17 protein-coding genes are annotated in these 18,727 nt (G+C 67.9%); 10 read left to right on the forward strand and 7 right to left on the reverse strand.

The features are described 5' to 3' along the window. Positions 1-23: 23 nt before the first annotated feature. Positions 24-689 (reverse strand): YbhB/YbcL family Raf kinase inhibitor-like protein, encoded by a 666-nt coding sequence (locus ULB03_RS10600; protein ID WP_322483104.1) that lies wholly within the window; start codon positions 687-689, stop codon positions 24-26. 132 nt (positions 690-821) lie between these two features. Between ULB03_RS10600 and ULB03_RS10605 the strand changes: the two genes are divergently transcribed. From ULB03_RS10605 to ULB03_RS10635, 7 genes are all read left to right on the forward strand, one after another. Then, positions 822-1,460 carry a TetR/AcrR family transcriptional regulator gene (locus ULB03_RS10605; RefSeq protein ID WP_322483105.1) on the forward strand — a complete coding sequence of 213 codons (639 nt, stop codon included), beginning with the start codon at positions 822-824 and terminating at the stop codon, positions 1,458-1,460. A gap of 93 nt (positions 1,461-1,553) precedes the next feature. Next, complete coding sequence (locus tag ULB03_RS10610) at positions 1,554-2,411, forward strand: 2OG-Fe(II) oxygenase (protein WP_322483106.1); 858 nt, start codon at positions 1,554-1,556, stop codon at positions 2,409-2,411. Continuing rightward, entirely contained in the window at positions 2,321-2,656 is a 336-nt protein-coding gene (locus tag ULB03_RS10615; RefSeq protein ID WP_322483816.1) for a 2OG-Fe(II) oxygenase, read from the forward strand. The genes ULB03_RS10610 and ULB03_RS10615 overlap by 91 nt, the downstream gene beginning before the upstream one ends. A 125-nt stretch (positions 2,657-2,781) precedes the next feature. Beyond that, entirely contained in the window at positions 2,782-4,668 is a 1,887-nt protein-coding gene (pepF, locus tag ULB03_RS10620; protein WP_322483107.1) for an oligoendopeptidase F, read from the forward strand. 121 nt (positions 4,669-4,789) lie between these two features. Continuing rightward, positions 4,790-5,650, forward strand: a complete 861-nt coding sequence (locus ULB03_RS10625) for a 50S ribosomal protein L11 methyltransferase (RefSeq protein ID WP_322483108.1) — start codon at positions 4,790-4,792, stop codon at positions 5,648-5,650. A gap of 380 nt (positions 5,651-6,030) precedes the next feature. Beyond that, positions 6,031-8,073 carry an aminopeptidase P family protein gene (locus ULB03_RS10630; protein ID WP_322483109.1) on the forward strand — a complete coding sequence of 681 codons (2,043 nt, stop codon included), beginning with the start codon at positions 6,031-6,033 and terminating at the stop codon, positions 8,071-8,073. A gap of 91 nt (positions 8,074-8,164) precedes the next feature. Then, positions 8,165-9,217, forward strand: coding sequence for a S66 peptidase family protein (locus ULB03_RS10635; protein WP_322483110.1), 1,053 nt, complete (start codon positions 8,165-8,167; stop codon positions 9,215-9,217). A gap of 11 nt (positions 9,218-9,228) precedes the next feature. Here ULB03_RS10635 and ULB03_RS10640 read toward each other — a convergent pair whose 3' ends face one another. The 5 genes from ULB03_RS10640 to ULB03_RS10660 all read right to left on the reverse strand — a co-directional run bounded on the left by ULB03_RS10640 (position 9,229) and on the right by ULB03_RS10660 (position 14,959). Further along, positions 9,229-10,737: an ABC transporter permease gene (locus tag ULB03_RS10640; RefSeq protein ID WP_322483111.1), complete on the reverse strand. Its 1,509-nt coding sequence runs from the start codon at positions 10,735-10,737 to the stop codon at positions 9,229-9,231. Further along, positions 10,734-11,696, reverse strand: coding sequence for an ABC transporter ATP-binding protein (locus ULB03_RS10645; RefSeq protein ID WP_322483112.1), 963 nt, complete (start codon positions 11,694-11,696; stop codon positions 10,734-10,736). Before ULB03_RS10645 ends, ULB03_RS10640 begins: the two co-directional genes overlap by 4 nt. Before the next feature lie 180 nt (positions 11,697-11,876). Continuing rightward, positions 11,877-13,286, reverse strand: a complete 1,410-nt coding sequence (locus ULB03_RS10650; protein ID WP_145729520.1) for an NAD(P)(+) transhydrogenase (Re/Si-specific) subunit beta — start codon at positions 13,284-13,286, stop codon at positions 11,877-11,879. A gap of 15 nt (positions 13,287-13,301) precedes the next feature. Further along, entirely contained in the window at positions 13,302-13,730 is a 429-nt protein-coding gene (locus ULB03_RS10655) for an NAD(P) transhydrogenase subunit alpha part 2 (RefSeq protein ID WP_040848625.1), read from the reverse strand. Positions 13,731-13,735: 5 nt separating this feature from the next. Then, a complete protein-coding gene (locus tag ULB03_RS10660; protein ID WP_322483113.1) occupies positions 13,736-14,959 on the reverse strand; it encodes a Re/Si-specific NAD(P)(+) transhydrogenase subunit alpha in 1,224 nt (407 codons plus the stop codon). 545 nt (positions 14,960-15,504) lie between these two features. Here ULB03_RS10660 and ULB03_RS10665 point away from each other — a divergent pair. The 3 genes from ULB03_RS10665 to ULB03_RS10675 all read left to right on the forward strand — a co-directional run bounded on the left by ULB03_RS10665 (position 15,505) and on the right by ULB03_RS10675 (position 18,011). Then, positions 15,505-15,705, forward strand: coding sequence for a hypothetical protein (locus ULB03_RS10665; RefSeq protein ID WP_244909245.1), 201 nt, complete (start codon positions 15,505-15,507; stop codon positions 15,703-15,705). An 88-nt stretch (positions 15,706-15,793) separates the two neighbouring features. Beyond that, positions 15,794-16,117: an HNH endonuclease signature motif containing protein gene (locus tag ULB03_RS10670; RefSeq protein WP_322483114.1), complete on the forward strand. Its 324-nt coding sequence runs from the start codon at positions 15,794-15,796 to the stop codon at positions 16,115-16,117. 184 nt (positions 16,118-16,301) lie between these two features. Further along, positions 16,302-18,011, forward strand: a complete 1,710-nt coding sequence (locus ULB03_RS10675; protein WP_322483115.1) for a methyl-accepting chemotaxis protein — start codon at positions 16,302-16,304, stop codon at positions 18,009-18,011. 217 nt (positions 18,012-18,228) lie between these two features. Here ULB03_RS10675 and rpsU read toward each other — a convergent pair whose 3' ends face one another. Then, positions 18,229-18,432, reverse strand: a complete 204-nt coding sequence (gene rpsU, locus ULB03_RS10680) for a 30S ribosomal protein S21 (RefSeq protein ID WP_012567245.1) — start codon at positions 18,430-18,432, stop codon at positions 18,229-18,231. Between the last annotated feature and the right edge of the window lie 295 nt (positions 18,433-18,727).

Consider the following 18,727-nt stretch of genomic DNA (forward strand, 5'->3'; position numbering starts at 1 on the left):
CGGCATCCGCCGGCTTGGCGTCCTCAAGCCCGCTCGAAAGTTCCCGTCAGGGCGCCCCAGGCCAGCACGGTCTGGGGCGTTAGGGCCGCCAGCAGGTCGCCCAGGCTGGGCAGTTCCGGCAGGGCCAGCGGGTGTTCCAGGGCCAGCAGCTGGAAGACATAGCGGTGGGGGCCATGGCCGCGCAGGGGCCTGGGGCCGGCATAGCCCACGCGGCCGAACAGGCCGCGGCCCAGGGTGACGCCGTTGCCCACGCGGGGGCACAGCTCACCCTCGTCAAAGGTTTTGCGCGTCGGTGCGATGCCGGTGGCCAGCAGATGGGTGACCGGCCGGGGCAGGGGCGCGTCCGGGTCCTGGATTACCAGCACCAGCGCCGCCGTGCCGGCCGGCGCCCCCGTCCAGCTCAAGGCGGGCGACAGGTTGTCGCCCAGGCCGCCGCCGGCATGCCGCAGGGGGATGGCGCCGCCCTGGGCGAAGGCCGGGCTGCTCAGGCGCAGGGTGGCCGGCGCATCTTTGACATGGGCGTGGTTGATGACCAGGCGTCCATCGCCGGCGCGCACGCCGCGCAGCAGACGCCCCAGCCAATGGCCCTGGTCGGTGGGAACGCCATGGGAGGTCTGGCCGGATGGCAAGAACTGGAGGTCGAGATGCTGGGGGATCAGGGGCAGGCGGCTATCCAGGGTGGTCCTCATGCGGCTCCTCCCGCTGAAGGTCGGCCCGCTGAAGGCCGGACGGCCCCCCTTCCTGTCGTCGCTATCGCGGAACGTGACGGCGGCGGTGGCCCGTGTTATGCGAGGATGGTCTCGCATAACGGATAGTTGAGGATGTCCTCGCAAAAGTCAACATCCACTGATACGGACGCGACCGGGGCCACCGATGCCGGCCGCGCGCCCAAGCGCGCGCGGGGGCGGATGCGCGTGGCGGCGCTGCTGGACGCGGCCACCCTGGTGTTCGCGGAAAAGGGCTATGACGCCGCCACGATGACGGAGATCGCGGCCCGCTCCAGCACGGCCATCGGATCCCTCTACCGCTTCTTCCCATCCAAGGAGGCCTTGGCGGAGGGGTTGCTGCACCGCTATGGCGAGCGGGCGGGGGCCGGCCTGGACGCCATCGCCGCCCGGGCGTCCGATATGACGGCGGCCCAGATGGCGGATGCGCTGCTGGATCTGATGATGGCGCTGAAAAGCGAGCGTACGGCGCTGAAGGTGCTGATGGATGCCCGTGTGGACGGCGCCAACCGGCGGCGCTATCTGCTCGGCGTTATCCGTGGCCGTATGGCCGGCGTGTTGTCCGCCCATGCGCCTGGGCTGTCGGCCGAACGGGCCGATCTTCTCTCCATCATGCTGTTGCACCTGATGAAGACCATTCCCGAATTGGCGCAGGAAGCGGAGGCCGCGGCCCTGTTCCAGGAGATGCGGCTGGTGCTGTCCGCCTATCTGACGGCGGCGGTGCCGGGCGGCTGACGCCGGTGCCAGCGGCAGAACGCCCCCTGGCGGCTGGGGGGTGGGTTGCTGCTATGGTGGTCCTCACAGGTGCCTTTAGGAAGTCAGGTCGTCATGTCGGCATCAGCCCCTTGGGAACGGTTTTCCTGCGGCGAGTCCGTTCCGTGGTTCAATGGACCCACGCACAGCCATCCGCGCTATGCCCTGGACAGCGTCGCCGGCCGCCATGCCCTGCTGGGCTTCTTCGCCTCCGCCGCGGACGGGGACGGGGCTGCCATGCTGGGCGCCGTGGCCGCGCACCGCGCGCTGTTCGATGATGAGCGGCTGTGCTTCTTCGGTGTCACCACCGATGCCGGGGACGATGCCGCCGGCCGTGTGGCGCCCCAGATCCCGGGCATCCGCTATTTCCTGGATTACGACGCCAGCCTCAGCCGGGGATATGGCGCCGTTGACGCTGACGGGGCGCACGCCGCCTTCTGGCTGCTGCTGGACCCCACCCTCCGGGTGCTGATGGCGGCGCCAGCGGCGGAAACGGATCGCGTCATGGCGGCGCTGGCGTCGCTGCCGCCGCCGGCCCTGCATGCGGGGATTGAGGTGCGGGCGCCCGTGCTGGTGGTGCCCCGGGTGTTCGAGCCGGATTTCTGCCGGGTGCTGATCGCCCTGCATGAGCGGCACGGCGGCTTGGATTCCGGGGTGATGAACGAGGTCGATGGTCGCTTGGTGGGGGTCTACGACTATGACCGCAAACGCCGCCGCGACTATTTCATGGAGGAGGAGGCGGTGTGCCAGGCCGCAACCGAGCGCATCGCCCGCCGCCTATTGCCCCAGGTGCGTCAGGCCTTCGCGTTCGAGGCCACCCGCATGGAGCGGCACGTCGTCGCCTGTTACGACGCGGCGGAGGGGGGCATTTCCGGGCGCATCGCGACAACACCGCCGCCGGCACGGCCCATCGCCGCTTCGCCGTCACCGTGAACCTGAACGCGGAGGAGTATGAGGGCGGCGACTTGCGCTTCCCCGAGTTCAGTTCCCACACCTATCGCGCGCCCACCGGCGGTGCCGTGGTCTTCTCCTGCAGCCTGCTGCATGAGGCCATGGCCGTCACCCGGGGCCGCCGCTACGCCTATCTGCCATTCCTGTTCGATGAGGCGGGGGAGCGGCAGCGGCAGGAGTATCAGGCGCGGGTGACGCAGGCTTCGGCTCCGGCGGGCACCCCGTAACGCGCCGGTTACAAACCATCGGGCGCGTTAAGGCCAAGTGCCTGATATAAAGGGCGCAATCTGCGGGCCGCATGTCGCCGGCCCGCCCGCGCCCATTCGGGCCATGACATCGGGGGCTCTTCTTAATGTCGGGCAAAACCACCTTGCGCCGCACCGTCCTGGCGGCGGCGTCCACCCTTTCCCTGCTGGCGCTGACCGTGCCGGCGCGCGCCGCGGACGATCCCAAGGTCGACCCCAAGTACATCTGGGACCTGAGCGACTATTACAAGTCGACGGCCGACTGGGACGCGGCGCGGGCCAGGATCAAGGCGGAACTGCCGGGCTTGGCCAAGTACAAGGGCACGCTGGCCCAGGGCCCCGCCGCCACCCTGGCGGCGCTGGAGGCCATTTCCCACGTCAATCATGAGCTGGAACAGGTGGGCACCTACGCCAGCACCATCGCCAACACCGATACGCGCGACGCCGCCGCGCAGGAGCGTGACGGCCTGGCGCAGGACCTGGCGGGCGAGGTGTCGGCCGCCACCGCCTGGCTGTCGCCGGAAATCCAGGACCTGGGGGCCGCCAAGGTCGACGCCTACCTCAAGGCCGAGCCCAAGCTGGCCAAGTTCGGCTTCGGCCTGCACGACGCCCTGCGCCTGAAGCCCCACACGCTGGGGGCGGAGGCGGAGGGTGTGCTGGCGGCGCTGGGCCCGGCGCTGGGCGGTGGGGGCACCACCTATAACCTGCTGGCCAACGCCGATATCGATTGGCCGACCATCACGCTTCCGAACGGCAAGTCGGTGAAGCTGACCCAGGCCAATTACCAGAAGTACCGGGAAGACCCGGACCGCGCCGTGCGCAAGGCCGTGTTCGACGCCTTCTGGACCAAGTTCGGCCAGTACGCCAACACCATGGGTTCCACCCTGGGCAACACGGTGCAGGGCGACGTCATCCAGTCCAAGCTGCGCCATTACCCGTCGGCGGTGGCGGCGTCCCTGTCCAGCAACGACATTCCCGAAGCCGTCTATCGCACCCTGGTGGCGGAGGCCAACAAGGGCCTGCCCACGCTGCACCGCTATTTCAAGCTGCGGCAGCGCATGCTGAACCTGCCCGACCTGCACTATTACGACATCTATCCGCCCCTGGTGCAGTCGGACGCCAAGTTCCCCATCCAGGAGGGGGAGAAGCTGGTGCTGGCGGCGGTGAAGCCGCTGGGTGAGGAGTACCAGAAGGCCCTGGCGGACGGATTCAGCCACCGCTGGATGCATGCCTACCCGCAGGAGGGCAAGCAGTCCGGCGCGTACCAGACCGGTGTCTACGGCCTGCATCCCGTCGTCTTCCTGAACTACCAGGACAATTACAACTCCGTCTCCACGTTGGCCCATGAGTGGGGCCACGCCATGCACACCACCTTCGCCAACCGCAGCCAGCCCTATGAACTGTCGGGCTATTCCCTGTTCATGGCGGAGATCGCGTCGACGGCCAACGAGTTCCTGCTGTCCGACTACATGCTGGCCAATGCCAAGACACGCCAGGAAAAGCTGCTGTACCTGGGCAATGAGCTGGAGACCATCCGCGGCACCTTCTTCCGCCAGACCATGTTCGCCGAGTTCGAGCTGCGGGTGCATGATGCGGTGGAGAAGGGTGAGCCCATGTCGGGCAAGCGCATGACCGAGATCTACCTGGATCTCCTGCGCAAGTATCACGGCGCCGACCAGGGCGTGATGCAGATCGACCCGGTGTACGCGGCGGAATGGGCCTTCATCCCCCACTTCTACCGGCCCTTCTACGTCTATCAGTATGCCACCTCCATCTCCGCCTCCGCCTATTTCACGGAGAAGATCCGGGATGGCGGCCCGGCGGCGCGCGATACCTACCTGGCGGTGCTGAAGGCCGGTGGCTCGGACTATCCGGTCGACGTGCTGAAGCGGGCCGGCCTGGACATGGCCTCGCCGGCCCCCTACCAGGCGCTGGTGCGGCGCATGGACACGGTCATCACCGAGATGGAACGGTTGCTGGATCAGAAGGACTGATTTCCTTCACAGGCGAATCAGCACCGTTTATAGAGGATGCGCAGGTTCCGGCGGGGCAGCCCGCCGGAACCTTTTCCCATGGGCTTCATGATTTTTGCGGGGAGTGTCGGTGATGTCGGGCATGTGGCGGGTCGCACTGACGGTGCATGAGGACGTGGTGCAGAACTTCGCCCAGGTGCTGGAGAGCCATGTCGACGCCGTGTCCACCTTCGAGTTGGAGGAGGGCGGCAACTGGCTGATCGAGGGCACCAGCCATGGTGAGCCCGACCAGTCCCGCCTGGTGGCCCGTGTCACCGTCCTGGCCATGGCCCTGGGGGTGCCGCAGCCGCAGATCGAGGTGGAGCCGCTGGCCCCCATCGACTGGGTCACCCAGACCTATCTCAGCTTCCCGCCCATCCGCGCCGGCCGCTTCTTCGTCCACGGCAGCCACCACAAGAAGCCGGTGCCCGCTGGCTGCATCGGCCTGCTGATCGAGGCCGCGATGGCCTTCGGTTCCGGTGAGCACGCCACCACCCAGGGCTGCCTGCGGGCCTTGAGCGACCTCAACAAGTCCATGCCCGTGACCCGGGCGCTGGACATGGGCTGCGGCTCCGGCATCCTGGCCTTCGCCATCGCCAAGCTGTGGCACGCCCCGGTGGCGGCGGTGGACATCGACGCCCTGTCCATCATGATCGCGGCGGAGAACGCCCGCCTGAACAAGGTGGACAAGCTGGTGACCTGCCGCGGCGGCGACGGCTATCGCACCCCCATCGTGCGGCAGAAGGGCCCCTATGACCTGATCGTCGCCAACATCCTGGCGCGGCCCCTGGCCCGCATGGCGCCGCAACTGCGCCGCAACCTGCGCCGGGGTGGCGTCGCCGTGCTGTCCGGCCTGTTGGCCCGGCAGGAAAAGCTGGTGATCGCCGCCCACCGCCGCCAGGGTCTGAAGCTGGTGCGCCGCTATCAGATTGGCGAGTGGAACACCCTGGTGATGAAGGGCTGACGCCCGCCCTTCCGGACGGCGTTTTCCCTTCTGTAAATTCATGTAACCAGACTGTAAACGCGGCAGACAGCCCCGGGGTCGCGGCGTATCACGAAGCCCGATGGTGACCGGTCGTCCTTCCTGGGAGGACCGGTCCCCGCGAACACGGCATCGGGCGACCGGCGCCGGTAAGTCGCGGCGGGGGTCTTCTCCCCGCGTTGGTCCCCGCCGCGACGCTTCCTCTCCCCACCAAAAAATTTGATGCTGTCAAAAGCCTCGCCTACACTGGCGCTATCGGGCTTGGGGGCGCATGCCCTTGCGCGCGGCCATGCCGCGTCCTAGGTTCGTCCCCCACATCAATCGGCCGCCCGCTTGCCGGTCTTGAGAGAGGCGTCTTACCCGTGGATAGCACCCATACTTCCCCCGCCGCCGCCGCCCCCTATGGTGGCGATGCCGAGTTGGCCCGCCTGCTGAAGGCGGCCGGCATCGACCGTGACGTCGCCGGGGTGAGGGAGTTGCTGCGCGGCGTTCGGGCGGCGCCGGAGGATGTGGACCCCGCGCATTTCCTGTCCCTGTTCGGCACCGATCTGCCGGACGAACTGGCGGCGCAACTGACGGCGCTGAAGTCGCTGATCGGGGCGCCGCCCCCGCCGCAGGTGGGGGACATCGCCGCCCGGGTGGCGGCGTTGCGCAGTGAACTGGCCCGCGCCGATCTGGACGGTTTCATCATCCCCCGCGCCGACGAATACCAGGGGGAATACGTGCCGGCGCGGGGTGAGCGCCTGGCCTGGATCACCGGCTTCACCGGGTCCGCCGGCGTGGCCGTGGTGCTGCGCGACCGCGCCGCCATTTTCGTCGATGGCCGTTACACCCTGCAGGCCCAGGCCCAGGTTTCCGGCAGCCTCTATGAGCGCCATCACCTGACCGAGACCTTCCATGGCGACTGGATCGCCGGCGTGGTCCGGCAGGGCGGGCGCATCGGCTATGATCCGTGGCTGCACACCGTGGGCTGGATCGAGCGCATGAAGACGGCGTTGGCCCGCGCCGGCGCCACGCTGGTGGCGGTGGACACCAACCCGCTGGACGCCATCTGGCATGACCGCCCCTCCGCCCCGCTGGGGCCCGTGGTCGCCCATACGCTGGCCCATGCCGGCCAGTCCTCCGCCGACAAGCGGGCGGAGATCGCGGCCGAGCTGAAGCGCAATGGCGAGCTGGCCGCCGTGCTGACCCAGCCGGACGGCATCGCCTGGCTGCTGAACATCCGGGGCGGCGACGTGCCCAACACGCCCCTGCCGCTGTCTTACGCCCTGCTGACCAACGACGGCGACGTCGACCTGTTCATCGACAACCGCAAGCTGGTGCCGGGGCTGGAGGTCCACCTGGGCAACCAGGTTTCCGTCCGCAAGCCGGAGGAACTGCGTGGCGCCCTGGAGGCCCTGGGCGCCACGGGCGGCAAGGTGCGCGTCGACCCCGTCTGGACCGCCTCCTGGGTGTTCGACCGCCTGACCGAGGCCGGCGCCCAGGTGGTGAAGGAGCGCGACCCCACCGTCTTCCGCAAGGCGGCCAAGAACACCGTGGAGATCGCCGGCTCCCGCGCCGCCCATGTCCGTGACGGTGTCGCCGTCACCCGTTTCCTGCATTGGCTGAGCGGGGCCGCCGCCGACGGCACGCTGACGGAGATCGACGCCTCGGACCGCCTGTTCGACTTCCGCAAGGAACAGCCGCTGTTCCGGGGCACCAGCTTCGACAGCATTTCCGGCGCCGGGCCCAACGGTGCCATCGTCCATTACCGCGCGGCCCCCGAAACCAACCGCGTGCTGGAAAAGGACAGCGTCTACCTGATCGACAGCGGCGGGCAGTACCTGGACGGCACCACCGACATCACCCGCACGGTGGCCATCGGCACGCCCCCGGTGGAGGCCAAGCGCCACTTCACCCTGGTGCTGAAGGGGCACATCGCCCTGGCCACCCTACGCTTCCCCAAGGGCACCACCGGGTCGCAGATCGACATCCTGGCCCGCCAGTTCCTGTGGGCCCAGGGCCTGGACTACGACCATGGCACCGGCCACGGCGTGGGCAGCTTCCTCTCGGTGCATGAGGAATCGGCCCGCATCGCCAAGGTGCCCAACACCGTGGCCCTGGTCCCGGGCATGATCCTGTCGAACGAGCCGGGTTATTACCGCACCGGGGCCTACGGCATTCGCATCGAGAACCTGGTGTTGGTGCAGCCCGCCGCCGCCATCCCGGGCGGTGACCTGCCCATGATGGCGTTCGAGTCCCTGACCCTGGCGCCCATCGACCGCAATCTGATCGAGCCGTCGCTGCTGACGGAGGCGGAGAAGGCCTGGCTGAACGCCTATCACGCCCGCGTGGCGGAAAAGGTGGGGCCGCACCTGGAGGCGGACGCCGCCGCCTGGCTGGCTGCGGCCACGGCGCCGATCTGAGCATGCCCATCTGAGCCTTGGAGATGCCGGCGGGTTTTCGGGCCCGCCGGCATCTTCTAAGCTGCCGTCCTGACCCATGAGGAGGATGGCTTTGGATCGGCGTTCTTTCCTGACAAGAACGGGCCTGGCCACGGCCGGCCTTACCACCGCCGCCATGATCACGGCGGCGGGCCCGGCGGTGGCGGCCGGCCCGGCCTTGCTCAAGCCCCCCATGCTGCGGGCTGGTGACAAGGTGGGCGTGCTGGATCTCAGCACCGCCGTCTATGACCCCGCCGTCGCCGACCGGGTCACCGCCGTCATTGAGGCCTTGGGCCTGGTGCCGGTGCTGTCCCCGCATCTCCTCGACCGGTCGCGCGCCTTCAAGGCCGCCGTCCAGGAACGGCTGTCCGACCTGCACGGCTTTGTCGCCGATCCATCCATCCGGGGCGTCTTCTGCGCGCGGGGCGGCTACGGCATCAGTGAGATCGTAGACCGCGTGGACTACGACCTGATCCGCCGCAATCCCAAGGTCTTCTTAGGATTCAGCGACCCGACGCTGCTGCACCTGGCCATCGCGCGCCGGGCGGGGCTGGTCACCTTCCACGGCCGCATGCCGGGCCTGGCCAAGTTCACCCCTTATTCGCTGGAGGCGCTGCGCCGCGCCGTTTGCGCGCCGGAGCCGGTGGGGACCTTGCGCAATCCGGAGGAGGGTAATCCGCTCCGTCCTGTTTACCCACTGCGCACCATCGCGCCGGGCCAGGCCGGCGGGCGCCTGGTGGGCGGCAACCTGTCCATGATCATGGCCGCCATGGGCACGCCGTGGGAGATCGACACGCGCGGCGCCATCCTCATGTTCGAGGATGTGGACGAGGCGCCCTACGCCATCGCCCGCATGCTGTGGACCCTGCGGCATGCCGGCAAGCTGTGGGCCGCCGCCGGCATCGTCGTCGGCGCCTGCGCCGGCTGCGACAAGCCCTCCGATGCCTCGCCCTATGGCCTGAACGAGGTGTTCGACCTGGTGCTGGGGGACCTGGGCATCCCCGTCTTCTCAGGCTTGGCCCTGGGCCATACCGACGACACCCTGACCGTGCCGCTGGGCGTCCAGGCCCACCTGGACGCCACGGCGCGGACGCTGACGGTGCTGGAGAGCGGGGTGGCGGCGTAGGGCCTTGGGGCTCAGGCCCGGCGCATGCGGGTGATGATGGTGGCCAGGCTGGGCCGTGAGCCCGCCGCCAGGATGCTGGCCCGGAACAGCCGGCCCAGCAGCATCACCTCCACCACGGTGAACAGGGCGAGGGTGGTGCCGGCGCCCACCACCTCCCACGTCGGCATGCCCAGGCCCAGCCGCGCCAGCACGGCGAAGGGCGTCCAGATGGGCACCCAGGTCAGGATCTCGATGCCGATGCCGCCGCCCCCCGCCAGGATGCCCTGGATCAGGGCGATGACGGGCATCAGGATGAGCAGCATCACTGGTGTCAGGTAGGCCTGGGCGTCGCGCATCGACTCGCTGATGCCGCCGATGGCCAGGAACACGACGGAGATGGCGACATAGCCCATCACCAGGAAGTAGACGATGACGACGACGGCCCCCGGCGATGACAGCGGCGCCAGCGCCGGCCGGATCATGTCGGCGATCACGCCATGGGTCGCATAGGCGGCGACGAACGCGCAGCCGATCCAGACCGCGATCATGGCCAGGCCCACGGCGATGGTTCCCGCCAGCTTGCCATACATCAGTTCATGCGGCGTCACGCAGGACAGCACGGCCTCGATCAGCTTGCTGGACCGCTCCTCCACCGTGCTCTGCAGCATCCAGCTGCCGGACAGCATGAGGCTCATCATCAGCATGTAGGCGGCGACCAGCGGCAGGATGGACCGGACCAGCATCGCCTCGCGCGCGCCACCGCCCGGCGGCGGCGCGGTGATGGTGACGATGGGCGTGATCGTCGCGGCGGCGTCGGCGACCTCGGCCGCGGCACCATGGGTCACCAGGAATCGGGTCCGCAGGTCGCGGGTCAGCACCTGCTGCAAACGGTCGACGAAACCGCCATGCGGCTGCCCGTTGGCCCAGAGCCTGACTTGGCTGGCGCTGCCGAAGTCGGCGGGGATCAGCACCACATAGTTGATCGCGCCGTCATGACCCCCAGGGGCGCCCCCGCTGGTGCTGTCCGGGTGCAACAGGGGATGCAGGGCCGTGTCCAGCCCGGCGTCGGGCGTCGCGGTCACCGGGGCCGGCGCCGCCACGAAGGAATAGTCCGCCCTGGGGGCGGTGAAGGCCGGCAGCTCCGGCGGGGCGACGGCCTGGATGCGGACCAGCGCCGCCGCCAGGCCGCCGTTGGCCCTGAACTGGCGGACATCCTGGTCGGTGTACCAGCGGCCGTGCGCCGCCCAGGGGGCCTGCGGATCGGCGCTTTCCAGGTGGTGGCGCTCGACATAGCGGCCCAACTGCACCAGCGTGGCGCGCTGCTCCTCCTGCTCAAAGGCGTCGCGGATGGCGGCTTCCACCCCGCCGTCACCCCGGTCGATGATCATGACCCGTTCGACCTCGTCCCGGCTCATGATGCTTTGGATGATGGGGCCCGCCGCCAGCATGATGGGCAGGATCAGCAGGGTGATCCAGAAGCTGCGGGTGCCGGTGATCTGGCGGAATTCACGGGTGGCGACAAGCAGGATGTGGCGGATCATGCCGCTGCTCCCTGGGTCAGCTTTTCGGGGGTGGGCTTTCCGGCGGGGTCGATGAACGACGGGCCGACGATGTGGACGAAGGCGTCATGCAGGCTGGCCCGGCGCTGTTCGAAGCGGCGGAGGGGCACCCCCTCGGCGACGCAGCGTTCCAGGACGTCCCCCGGGTCCACCCCGGGCGCCAGCTTCACTTCCCACTCCCGCCAGCCGTCGCCCAGGGGGGCGCCGGCGTCGACCGATTGCACCCCGGGAAAGGTGGTGGGATCGGCCCGGGTGACCACGGACAGGCGGGCGGGCAGCAGGGCGCGCGCCTCATCCTGGGTGCCCTCGAACCGCTTGCGCCCCTTGGCCAGCAGCAGCAGGCGATCGCACAGCCGTTCGGCATGCTGCATGACGTGGGTGGAAAAGATGACCGTGGCGCCGCCATCGCGCGCCCGCCTGATCTCATCCTCCAGCAAGCCCTGGTTCAGCGGGTCGAGGCCGGAAAAGGGTTCGTCCAGGATCAGCAGGCGCGGCTTGTTCACCACCGCCGTGGCCAGTTGCACCTTCTGCGCCATGCCCTTGGACAGCTTGTCGATCTGCGTCCGGTCGAAAGTGGCGAGGCCGAAGCGCTCCAGCAGGGCCCGCCCCTCGGCGCGGGCGTCGGCGGTGCTCATGCCCTTCAGCCGGCCATAGTAAACGATGGTGTCCAGCACCTTCATCGTGCGGTACAGGCCCCGCTCTTCCGGCAGGAAGCCGATCTCGCCCGAGCGCTTCCGGTCAGGCGGCCGCCCGAATATCGAGATTTCGCCCTTATCCGGGCGGATGATGTCCAGGACCATGCGCAAAGAGGTGGTCTTGCCCGCGCCATTGCCGCCCAGGAAGCCGAACACTTCCCCGTCGCGCACCTGGAAGCTCAAATCGTTGACGGCGAGCAAATCGGCGAAGGATTTGCTGACCGTGGTGAATTCCAGAGCGTTCATGCCCGCCGCCTGCCCCATATTATTGTCTGGCGCCTTGAGAATGCACTGGCCGGTTGCAGGGGTAAAGGGCCGCCAGCGCGTTCGTTTGCCCTGGCCAAGAGAAAGGCCCGGCGGATCGCTCCGCCGGGCCTCATCTCATGCGCTTACCGGAAAGGCTTATCGCCTGCCGGGGGTTACTTATCAATGTCCGCCGGACATGGCCTTCACGATCTCCTCGGTGACCTTCTTGGCGTCGCCGAACAACATCATGGTGTTGGGGCGGAAGAACAGCTCGTTCTCCACGCCGGCATACCCGGCGCCCATGGACCGCTTGATGAACAGCACGGTCTTGGCCTTTTCCACGTCCAGGATGGGCATGCCGTAGATCGGGCTGCTGGGGTCGGTCTTGGCGGCGGGGTTGGTGACGTCGTTGGCGCCGATGACGTAGGCGACATCCGCCTGGCTGAAATCGCGGTTGATCTCGTCCAGCTCGAACACCTCGTCATAGGGCACGTTGGCCTCGGCCAGCAGCACGTTCATGTGCCCGGGCATGCGGCCCGCCACCGGGTGGATGGCGTATTTCACGTCCACGCCTTCCTTCTTCAGGATGTCCGCCATTTCGCGCACGGCGTGCTGCGCCTGGGCCACCGCCATGCCATAGCCGGGCACGATGATGACGCTGGACGCGTTCTTCATGATGAAGGCGGCGTCGTCGGCGGAGCCGGACTTGAAGCTGCGGTCGCCCGCCGGGCCCGCCGCGGCACCGGCGGCGGCGTCACCGCCGAAGCCGCCCAGGATGACGTTGAAGATGGACCGGTTCATCCCCTTGCACATGATGTAGCTGAGGATGGCGCCGGAGGAGCCGACCAGCGCGCCGGTGATGATCAGCAGCGGGTTCTGCAGGGTGAAGCCGATGCCGCAGGCCGCCCAGCCGGAATAGCTGTTCAGCATGGACACGACCACCGGCATGTCGGCGCCGCCGATGGGCAGGATCAGCAGGAAGCCCAGGCCCAGCGACACCAGGATGATCAGCCAGAAGAAGAAGGCGCTCTGCGTCGCGCACAGCAGCAGGATCAGCAGCACCAGCCCGGCCGCCAGGGCGGCGTTCAGCGGGTGCTGCATGGGGAAGACCAGGGGCTTGCCGCTCATGCGGCCGTCCAGCTTCAGGAAGGCGACCAGGGAGCCGGTGAAGGTGATGGCGCCGATGGCGATGCCCAGGCTCATCTCGATGAGGGAGCCGACATGGATGTCGCCGTCCGTGCCGATGCGGTATTCCTCCGGCGCGTAGAAGGCGGCGGCCGCGATGAACACGGCGGCCAGGCCCACCAGGCTGTGGAAGGCCGCCACCAATTGCGGCAGCGAGGTCATCTTGATGGTGCGGGCGATGTGCGCGCCCGCCGTGCCGCCCAGCGCGATGCCGACGATGATGAGCACCGCCGCCAGGAAGGAGAACTGCGGCAGCACGAACAGGCTGGTGATGATGGCAATGGCCATGCCGGCGATGCCGAACATGTTGCCGTTGCGGGCCGTTTCCGGGCTGGACAGCCCGCGCAGCGCCATGATGAAGCACACGGCGGCCGCGAGATAGGCGAGCGAAGTCGCGATCAGCATGATGGTCCGGCCCCCTTACTTCTTGGCGCCCTGGGCAGGGGCCTTCTTCTTGTACATGGCCAGCATGCGCTGCGTGACCATGAAGCCTCCGAAGATGTTCACCGACGCCAGGATGACGGCCAGGAAGCCCATCACCATGGAGAAGCCGAAGTGGTGGGCGCCGGTGGCGATCAGCGCGCCGACGATGATGACCGATGACACGGCGTTGGTGACGCTCATCAACGGGCTGTGCAGGGCCGGCGTCACCCGCCAGACGACGTAGTAGCCGACGAACACCGCCAGCACGAAAACCGTCAGGCCGGTGACGATGAAGGGCATGCCCTGCTGGGCCTGGTCGGTGGCGATCTGGGTCGCCTGGTTGGCGACGTTGGCGGCCTGCTCGGCCAGCTTCTGCGCGTTGGTGGCGAGGTCGGCCGCGTTCTTGGCGTAGTTTTGCGCGTCCATGGGGCTTACTCCGCTTTCTCGGGCGCGGCGGCCGGTTCGGCGGCCGGGGCGGGTTCAGGCGCGGGCGCCGGGGCCGGTTGGGCCGCCGGTGGGGGGGCCGCTGGGGCGAAGGTCGGGTGGACGACGGCGCCGTCATGCGTCAGGGCCGTGCCCTTGATGATCTCGTCGTTCCAGTCGATCTTCAGGGCCTTCGCTTCCTTGTCCACCAGGGGGGTCAGGAAGTTCAGCAGGTTCTTGGCGTAGAGCGCGCTGCTGTCCACGGCGATGCGGCTGGGCACATTGGTGTGGCCCACGATCTTCACGCCGTACTTCTCCACGATCTTCCCGGGCTCGCTGCCCTCGACATTGCCGCCCTGTTCCACCGCCAGGTCCACGACCACGGCGCCGGGCTTCATGGTCCGCAGCATGGCGTCGGTCACCAGCACCGGGGCCTTGCGGCCGGGGATCAGCGCCGTGGTGATGACGATGTCCTGCTTCTTGATGGTCTCCGCCACCAGGGCCGCCTGCTTGGCCCGGTACTCGGCGCTCATCTCCTTGGCGTAGCCGCCGGCGGTCTGCGCCTGCTGGAACTCCTCATCCTCCACCGCGACGAAGGTGGCGCCCAGCGACTGCACCTGTTCCTTGGTGGCCGGGCGCACGTCGGTGGCCGAGACGATGGCGCCCAGGCGGCGGGCGGTGGCGATGGCCTGCAGGCCCGCCACGCCCACGCCCATGATGAAGGCGCGGGCCGGCGGCACGGTGCCAGCGGCCGTCATCATCATGGGGAAGGCGCGGCCGAACTCATAGGCCGCGTCCAGCACGGCGCGGTATCCCGCCAGGTTGGCCTGGCTGGACAGCACGTCCATGCTTTGCGCGCGGGTGATGCGGGGAATGAATTCCATGGCGAAGGCGTCGACGCCGGCATCGGCGTAGGACTTCACCCGGTCGGGGTCGCCGTAGGGGCTGAGGATGGCGGCCAGCTTGGCGCCGCGCTTGATCAGCGCCAGCTCCTCCGGTTCCGGCCGCTGCACCTTCAACACCACGTCCGCGTCCGCCAGCGCGCTGGCGGCGTCGGGCGCGATGGTGGCGCCGGCGGTGGTGAAGGCATCATCGGTGATGGCGGCGCCCAGGCCGGCGCCCGTCTCGATGGTGACGTCGAAGCCGAGCCCGACGAATTTCCGTACCGTCTCGGGCGAGGCGGCGACGCGCAGCTCCCCCGGTCGACGCTCTTTGGGTACGCCGATTTTCATTGGTTACGCTCCCCATGATCGCCAGCCCCGGCCGCGATGGCCAAGGCTGGCTTAGAGTCAGTGCAGCCGCGGGAAGGTTTCCCCCGCGGAAGGGTGATGACGCCGGGCCACCATGACCTATCCAGTAATCTTTGTGAAGAAGCGGACAGGCATGCGCATGGAACCGTCATTATCCGCGCGAACCCCCGCAGCAAAAATGATTAACGTCATCTGCGCCTCCCCCGCGCCGCATCCAGGATGGACGGGCGGAAGTGCAATTGTCCACCGGTTACCATAAGGGCCAGCCATGCGATTGCGGGGTGGCGCCCCAGTTTAATCCTTCCCATCGGGAAGCCGTTTCCGGGGGCGTCCACGTGGGGCATAGGGTCGCGGGGACCGCCCCGGTGGGCAAGGGGCGAAAAAGGCCTATGCGGGACATTGGGGTGGTTTGGTTCACAACACGCCGTTAAACTGCGCCCGGTGTCCGCCCCTCCGCCGTTGAACCGACATCAGACCGCAACGGCCTTTAAGGATGGGCGCACCCCATGTGGACGAGAGAATTCGTGATGACCGATTCCCATGCCTTGGCCGCGGCCGGGCGCGCCCTGTTCAAGGAACTGACGGAAGCCGGTCGCCCGGTGGTGGGCGTGGGCATAGGCGAGGGGCTGATCTATCTGCGCGTCACGGCGCCCGACCATGGCGCGCCGGAGAATTACAACGGCTATCCCGTGGTGGTGTTCGGTGAGGACGGCGCCCGCCGTCACTGAGGGGCTGCGGCGGCCCCGGCCCTTCCCCAGGGCCGGGTGACGCCGCATGGAACGCTTGTCGAAAAAACGCCCGCCAAAAGGACGCCCATTGGGCAAGGCCCGCGACAGCCGGGACGGCACCCCTCCTGATGGGCCCAACGGCATTTGCGCCCTGTGTGACCGGCCCCTGGTGCCGGGGCCATCGGTCGAACTGCATCACCTGGTCCCCCGCAGCGAGGGCGGGCGCGTGACGGTGCCCCTGCATCGGGTGTGTCACCGTAAAATCCACGCCGAATTGACGGAGCGGGAACTGGCCGTGGCCTATGCCACGGTGGAGGCCCTGCGCGCCCACCCGGCCATCGCCGCCTTCATCCGCTGGGTGGCCAACAAGCCACCGGAATTCACGACCCGCACCGCCCCCCGGCGGCGTTAAAGTAGCGGTTTGGCGTAGAGATAATAAGGCAATTTGATTCTATTGATGGGTTAATGCCTATAACCAAAAGAATAAGGCACTTCGGCGCTTAATAAAAAATTATTTAATATACATCAATACTCCTCCCGGAAGGTCAGCCGCCGGATGCGGCCTGGGCCACAAGATATTTGACGCCGGGGGGATCATGTCCACTTTCGCGAATCTTAAAATCACCGCCAAGATACTGGCGATGCTGGGCTTGCTGGGCGTGTTCGCCTTGGTCGCCTCCGGTTTTGCCGCCACGCGCATGTCCGCCATCGATGATAGCTACGGCCGCTTGCTCAGCGGCGCATCCAAGGCTTCGCTGGCTTTGGCGCGGGGTAACCGCAGCCTGGTGTTCATCGAACGCTCAATCTACGAAGGCATGACGGTGACCGACGACGCCGGTAACGCCAAGGCCGACGCGAACTATCGCAAGGGTGTCGACGCGTACTACGGCTTCATGGACCAGGCGAAGGCGGCCTTACCCAGCCGCGCAGCGGACATCGAGGCTTTGCAGCAGGAGATGCGATCCCTGCTGGCCCCCACTGGTATTTGCGGCCAGACGGTCGATGCCGCCACCAAATCCGCCTCCGCTGAGGAGAACGTCCGTATCAGCACCACCATGATGGGGCCGAAGTGCGACCCGGCGATGCTGAACCTGCTGGACCGACAGGCCAAACTGGCGGACGCCATTCGCGGTGATGCCGACGCCATCGCCATTCAGAATCATGAGGGGGCGATCAGCACCATCTGGCTGGTGTTCGGCATGGTGGTGGCCGGCTTGGCCCTGGTGGGCGGCCTGGCCTTCTATCTGACGGTGACCGGCGTCGGCCGGCCGCTGGCGCGGGTGACCGGTGGCCTTGTCAGCTTGGGGCAGGGGGACTATGGCGTCGACCTGGCCGGGTTGGACCGGAAGGACGAGGTTGGCCAGATGGCCCGGGCCTTCAATGACCTGAAGGCCGGCCTGATCCGGGCCCGCGACCTGGAGACGGCACAGCGGGCCGAGCAGGAGGAGAAGGCGCGCCGGGCCGAGCGCGTGGCCCGCATCACCCGTGATTTCGAGGCCAAGATATCGGAACTGTCCACCAGCCTGGCCAATGCCTCCAACGAGATGGACGCCACGGCCAAGGCCATGTCCAACAACGCCGAGGAAACCAACCGCCAGTCCATGGTGGTGTCGTCGGCGGCGGAGCAGACCTCCGCCAACGTGCAGACGGTGGCGGCGGCGGCCGAGGAACTGTCCGCTTCCATCCAGGAGATCGGGCGCCAGATGGGGCGCACCATGGACACGGTCAACGACGCGGTCACCGAGGCGCGCAACACCGACCACGTCGTTCAAACCTTGTCCAGCGGTGCGGAACGCATCGGCGATGTCGTCCGGCTGATCGCCGACATCGCCGCGCAGACCAACCTGCTGGCCCTGAACGCGACCATCGAGGCGGCCCGGGCGGGGGAGGCCGGCAAGGGCTTCGCCGTCGTGGCCAGCGAGGTCAAGAGCTTGGCCACCCAGACGGCCAAGGCGACCGACGAGATCGGCGCCCAGGTTGGTGAAATCCGCCAGGCGGCGTCCGACGCGGTGGGGGCCATCCAGGCCATCGCCCAGCGCATCCAGGACATCAACGGCATCGCCTCGGCCATCGCCGCGGCGGTGGAGGAGCAGGAGGCCTCGACCCACGAAATCGCCCGCAACGTCCAGGAGGCGGCGCGAGGGACGGAGGCGGTGACCACCAACATCGCCGGCGTTTCGGAGGCGGCGTCCAGCACCGGCACCGCCGCCTGCCAGGTCCAGTCCTCGGCCTCGCTGCTGGCGCGCGACTCCGACACCCTGAAGCGGACCGTCAGTTCCTTCACGGCGGAGATGAGTGCCGCCTGATCAGGCGCTTTCCCCGATTTGATTGAAGCGGTTCTGACGCAGACGGCCCGGGGATATCCTCGGGCCGTTTCTCTTTGGGGGCCGTTTCTTTTGGGGCCGGCGCGACACTCGGCGCAGACCAATTCCTAATCACCGGCGCAAAACGTGCGCATGACAAAAGCCGCCCACTGAGCTTCAGGGGCGGCTCCGTCCGTGCGTCTAACAGCGCGTGAGAGGCTTAGTAGCCCTCGCGCTCCAGACGCTTGCGCAGCAGCTTGCGGGCGCGGCGAATGGCCTCGGCCTTCTCACGGGCGCGCTTCTCCGAGGGCTTCTCGTAGTTGCGACGCAGCTTCATCTCGCGGAAAATGCCTTCGCGCTGCATCTTCTTCTTGAGAGCGCGGAGGGCTTGATCGACGTTGTTGTCACGAACCAGCACTTGCACGGGACGTCACCACTCCAAACAGAGTAAAAGGTTAACGGGTAATAGCCAAGACGCACGGTCGCGCAGGCAGCCCGATCGGAGGCCGGTGATATAACACAGCCCCCCGGCCCTGTGAAGCCTTTCCCGCCATCCCTGCGCGGGGCCCCCATGCGCCCGGCGGATGGGGGCCTGTCCTTCCCTCTGGTGCCCCACCAAAAGGACAGGCTTTCCCACATGGGGGACAGGGTGGGGTGACAGGGGCGTGCCGGCCGTGGAAACTGGCGGGGCGCTGCCCATATCCTGTGGGTCCGACCGG

It is taken from the genome of Nitrospirillum goiasense, from assembly GCF_034427435.1.
Classification (GTDB): Bacteria; Pseudomonadota; Alphaproteobacteria; order Azospirillales; family Azospirillaceae; genus Nitrospirillum.

Coding starts and splice junctions, on each gene's coding strand:
- ULB03_RS10600 (WP_322483104.1), bottom strand. CDS start 689: ATGAGGACCACCCTGGATAGCCGCCTGCCCCTGATCCCCCAGCATCTC.
- ULB03_RS10605 (WP_322483105.1), top strand. CDS start 822: ATGTCCTCGCAAAAGTCAACATCCACTGATACGGACGCGACCGGGGCC.
- ULB03_RS10610 (WP_322483106.1), top strand. CDS start 1,554: ATGTCGGCATCAGCCCCTTGGGAACGGTTTTCCTGCGGCGAGTCCGTT.
- pepF (WP_322483107.1), top strand. CDS start 2,782: ATGTCGGGCAAAACCACCTTGCGCCGCACCGTCCTGGCGGCGGCGTCC.
- ULB03_RS10625 (WP_322483108.1), top strand. CDS start 4,790: ATGTGGCGGGTCGCACTGACGGTGCATGAGGACGTGGTGCAGAACTTC.
- ULB03_RS10640 (WP_322483111.1), bottom strand. CDS start 10,737: ATGATCCGCCACATCCTGCTTGTCGCCACCCGTGAATTCCGCCAGATC.
- ULB03_RS10645 (WP_322483112.1), bottom strand. CDS start 11,696: ATGAACGCTCTGGAATTCACCACGGTCAGCAAATCCTTCGCCGATTTG.
- ULB03_RS10650 (WP_145729520.1), bottom strand. CDS start 13,286: ATGCTGATCGCGACTTCGCTCGCCTATCTCGCGGCCGCCGTGTGCTTC.
- ULB03_RS10655 (WP_040848625.1), bottom strand. CDS start 13,730: ATGGACGCGCAAAACTACGCCAAGAACGCGGCCGACCTCGCCACCAAC.
- ULB03_RS10660 (WP_322483113.1), bottom strand. CDS start 14,959: ATGAAAATCGGCGTACCCAAAGAGCGTCGACCGGGGGAGCTGCGCGTC.
- ULB03_RS10665 (WP_244909245.1), top strand. CDS start 15,505: ATGACCGATTCCCATGCCTTGGCCGCGGCCGGGCGCGCCCTGTTCAAG.
- ULB03_RS10675 (WP_322483115.1), top strand. CDS start 16,302: ATGTCCACTTTCGCGAATCTTAAAATCACCGCCAAGATACTGGCGATG.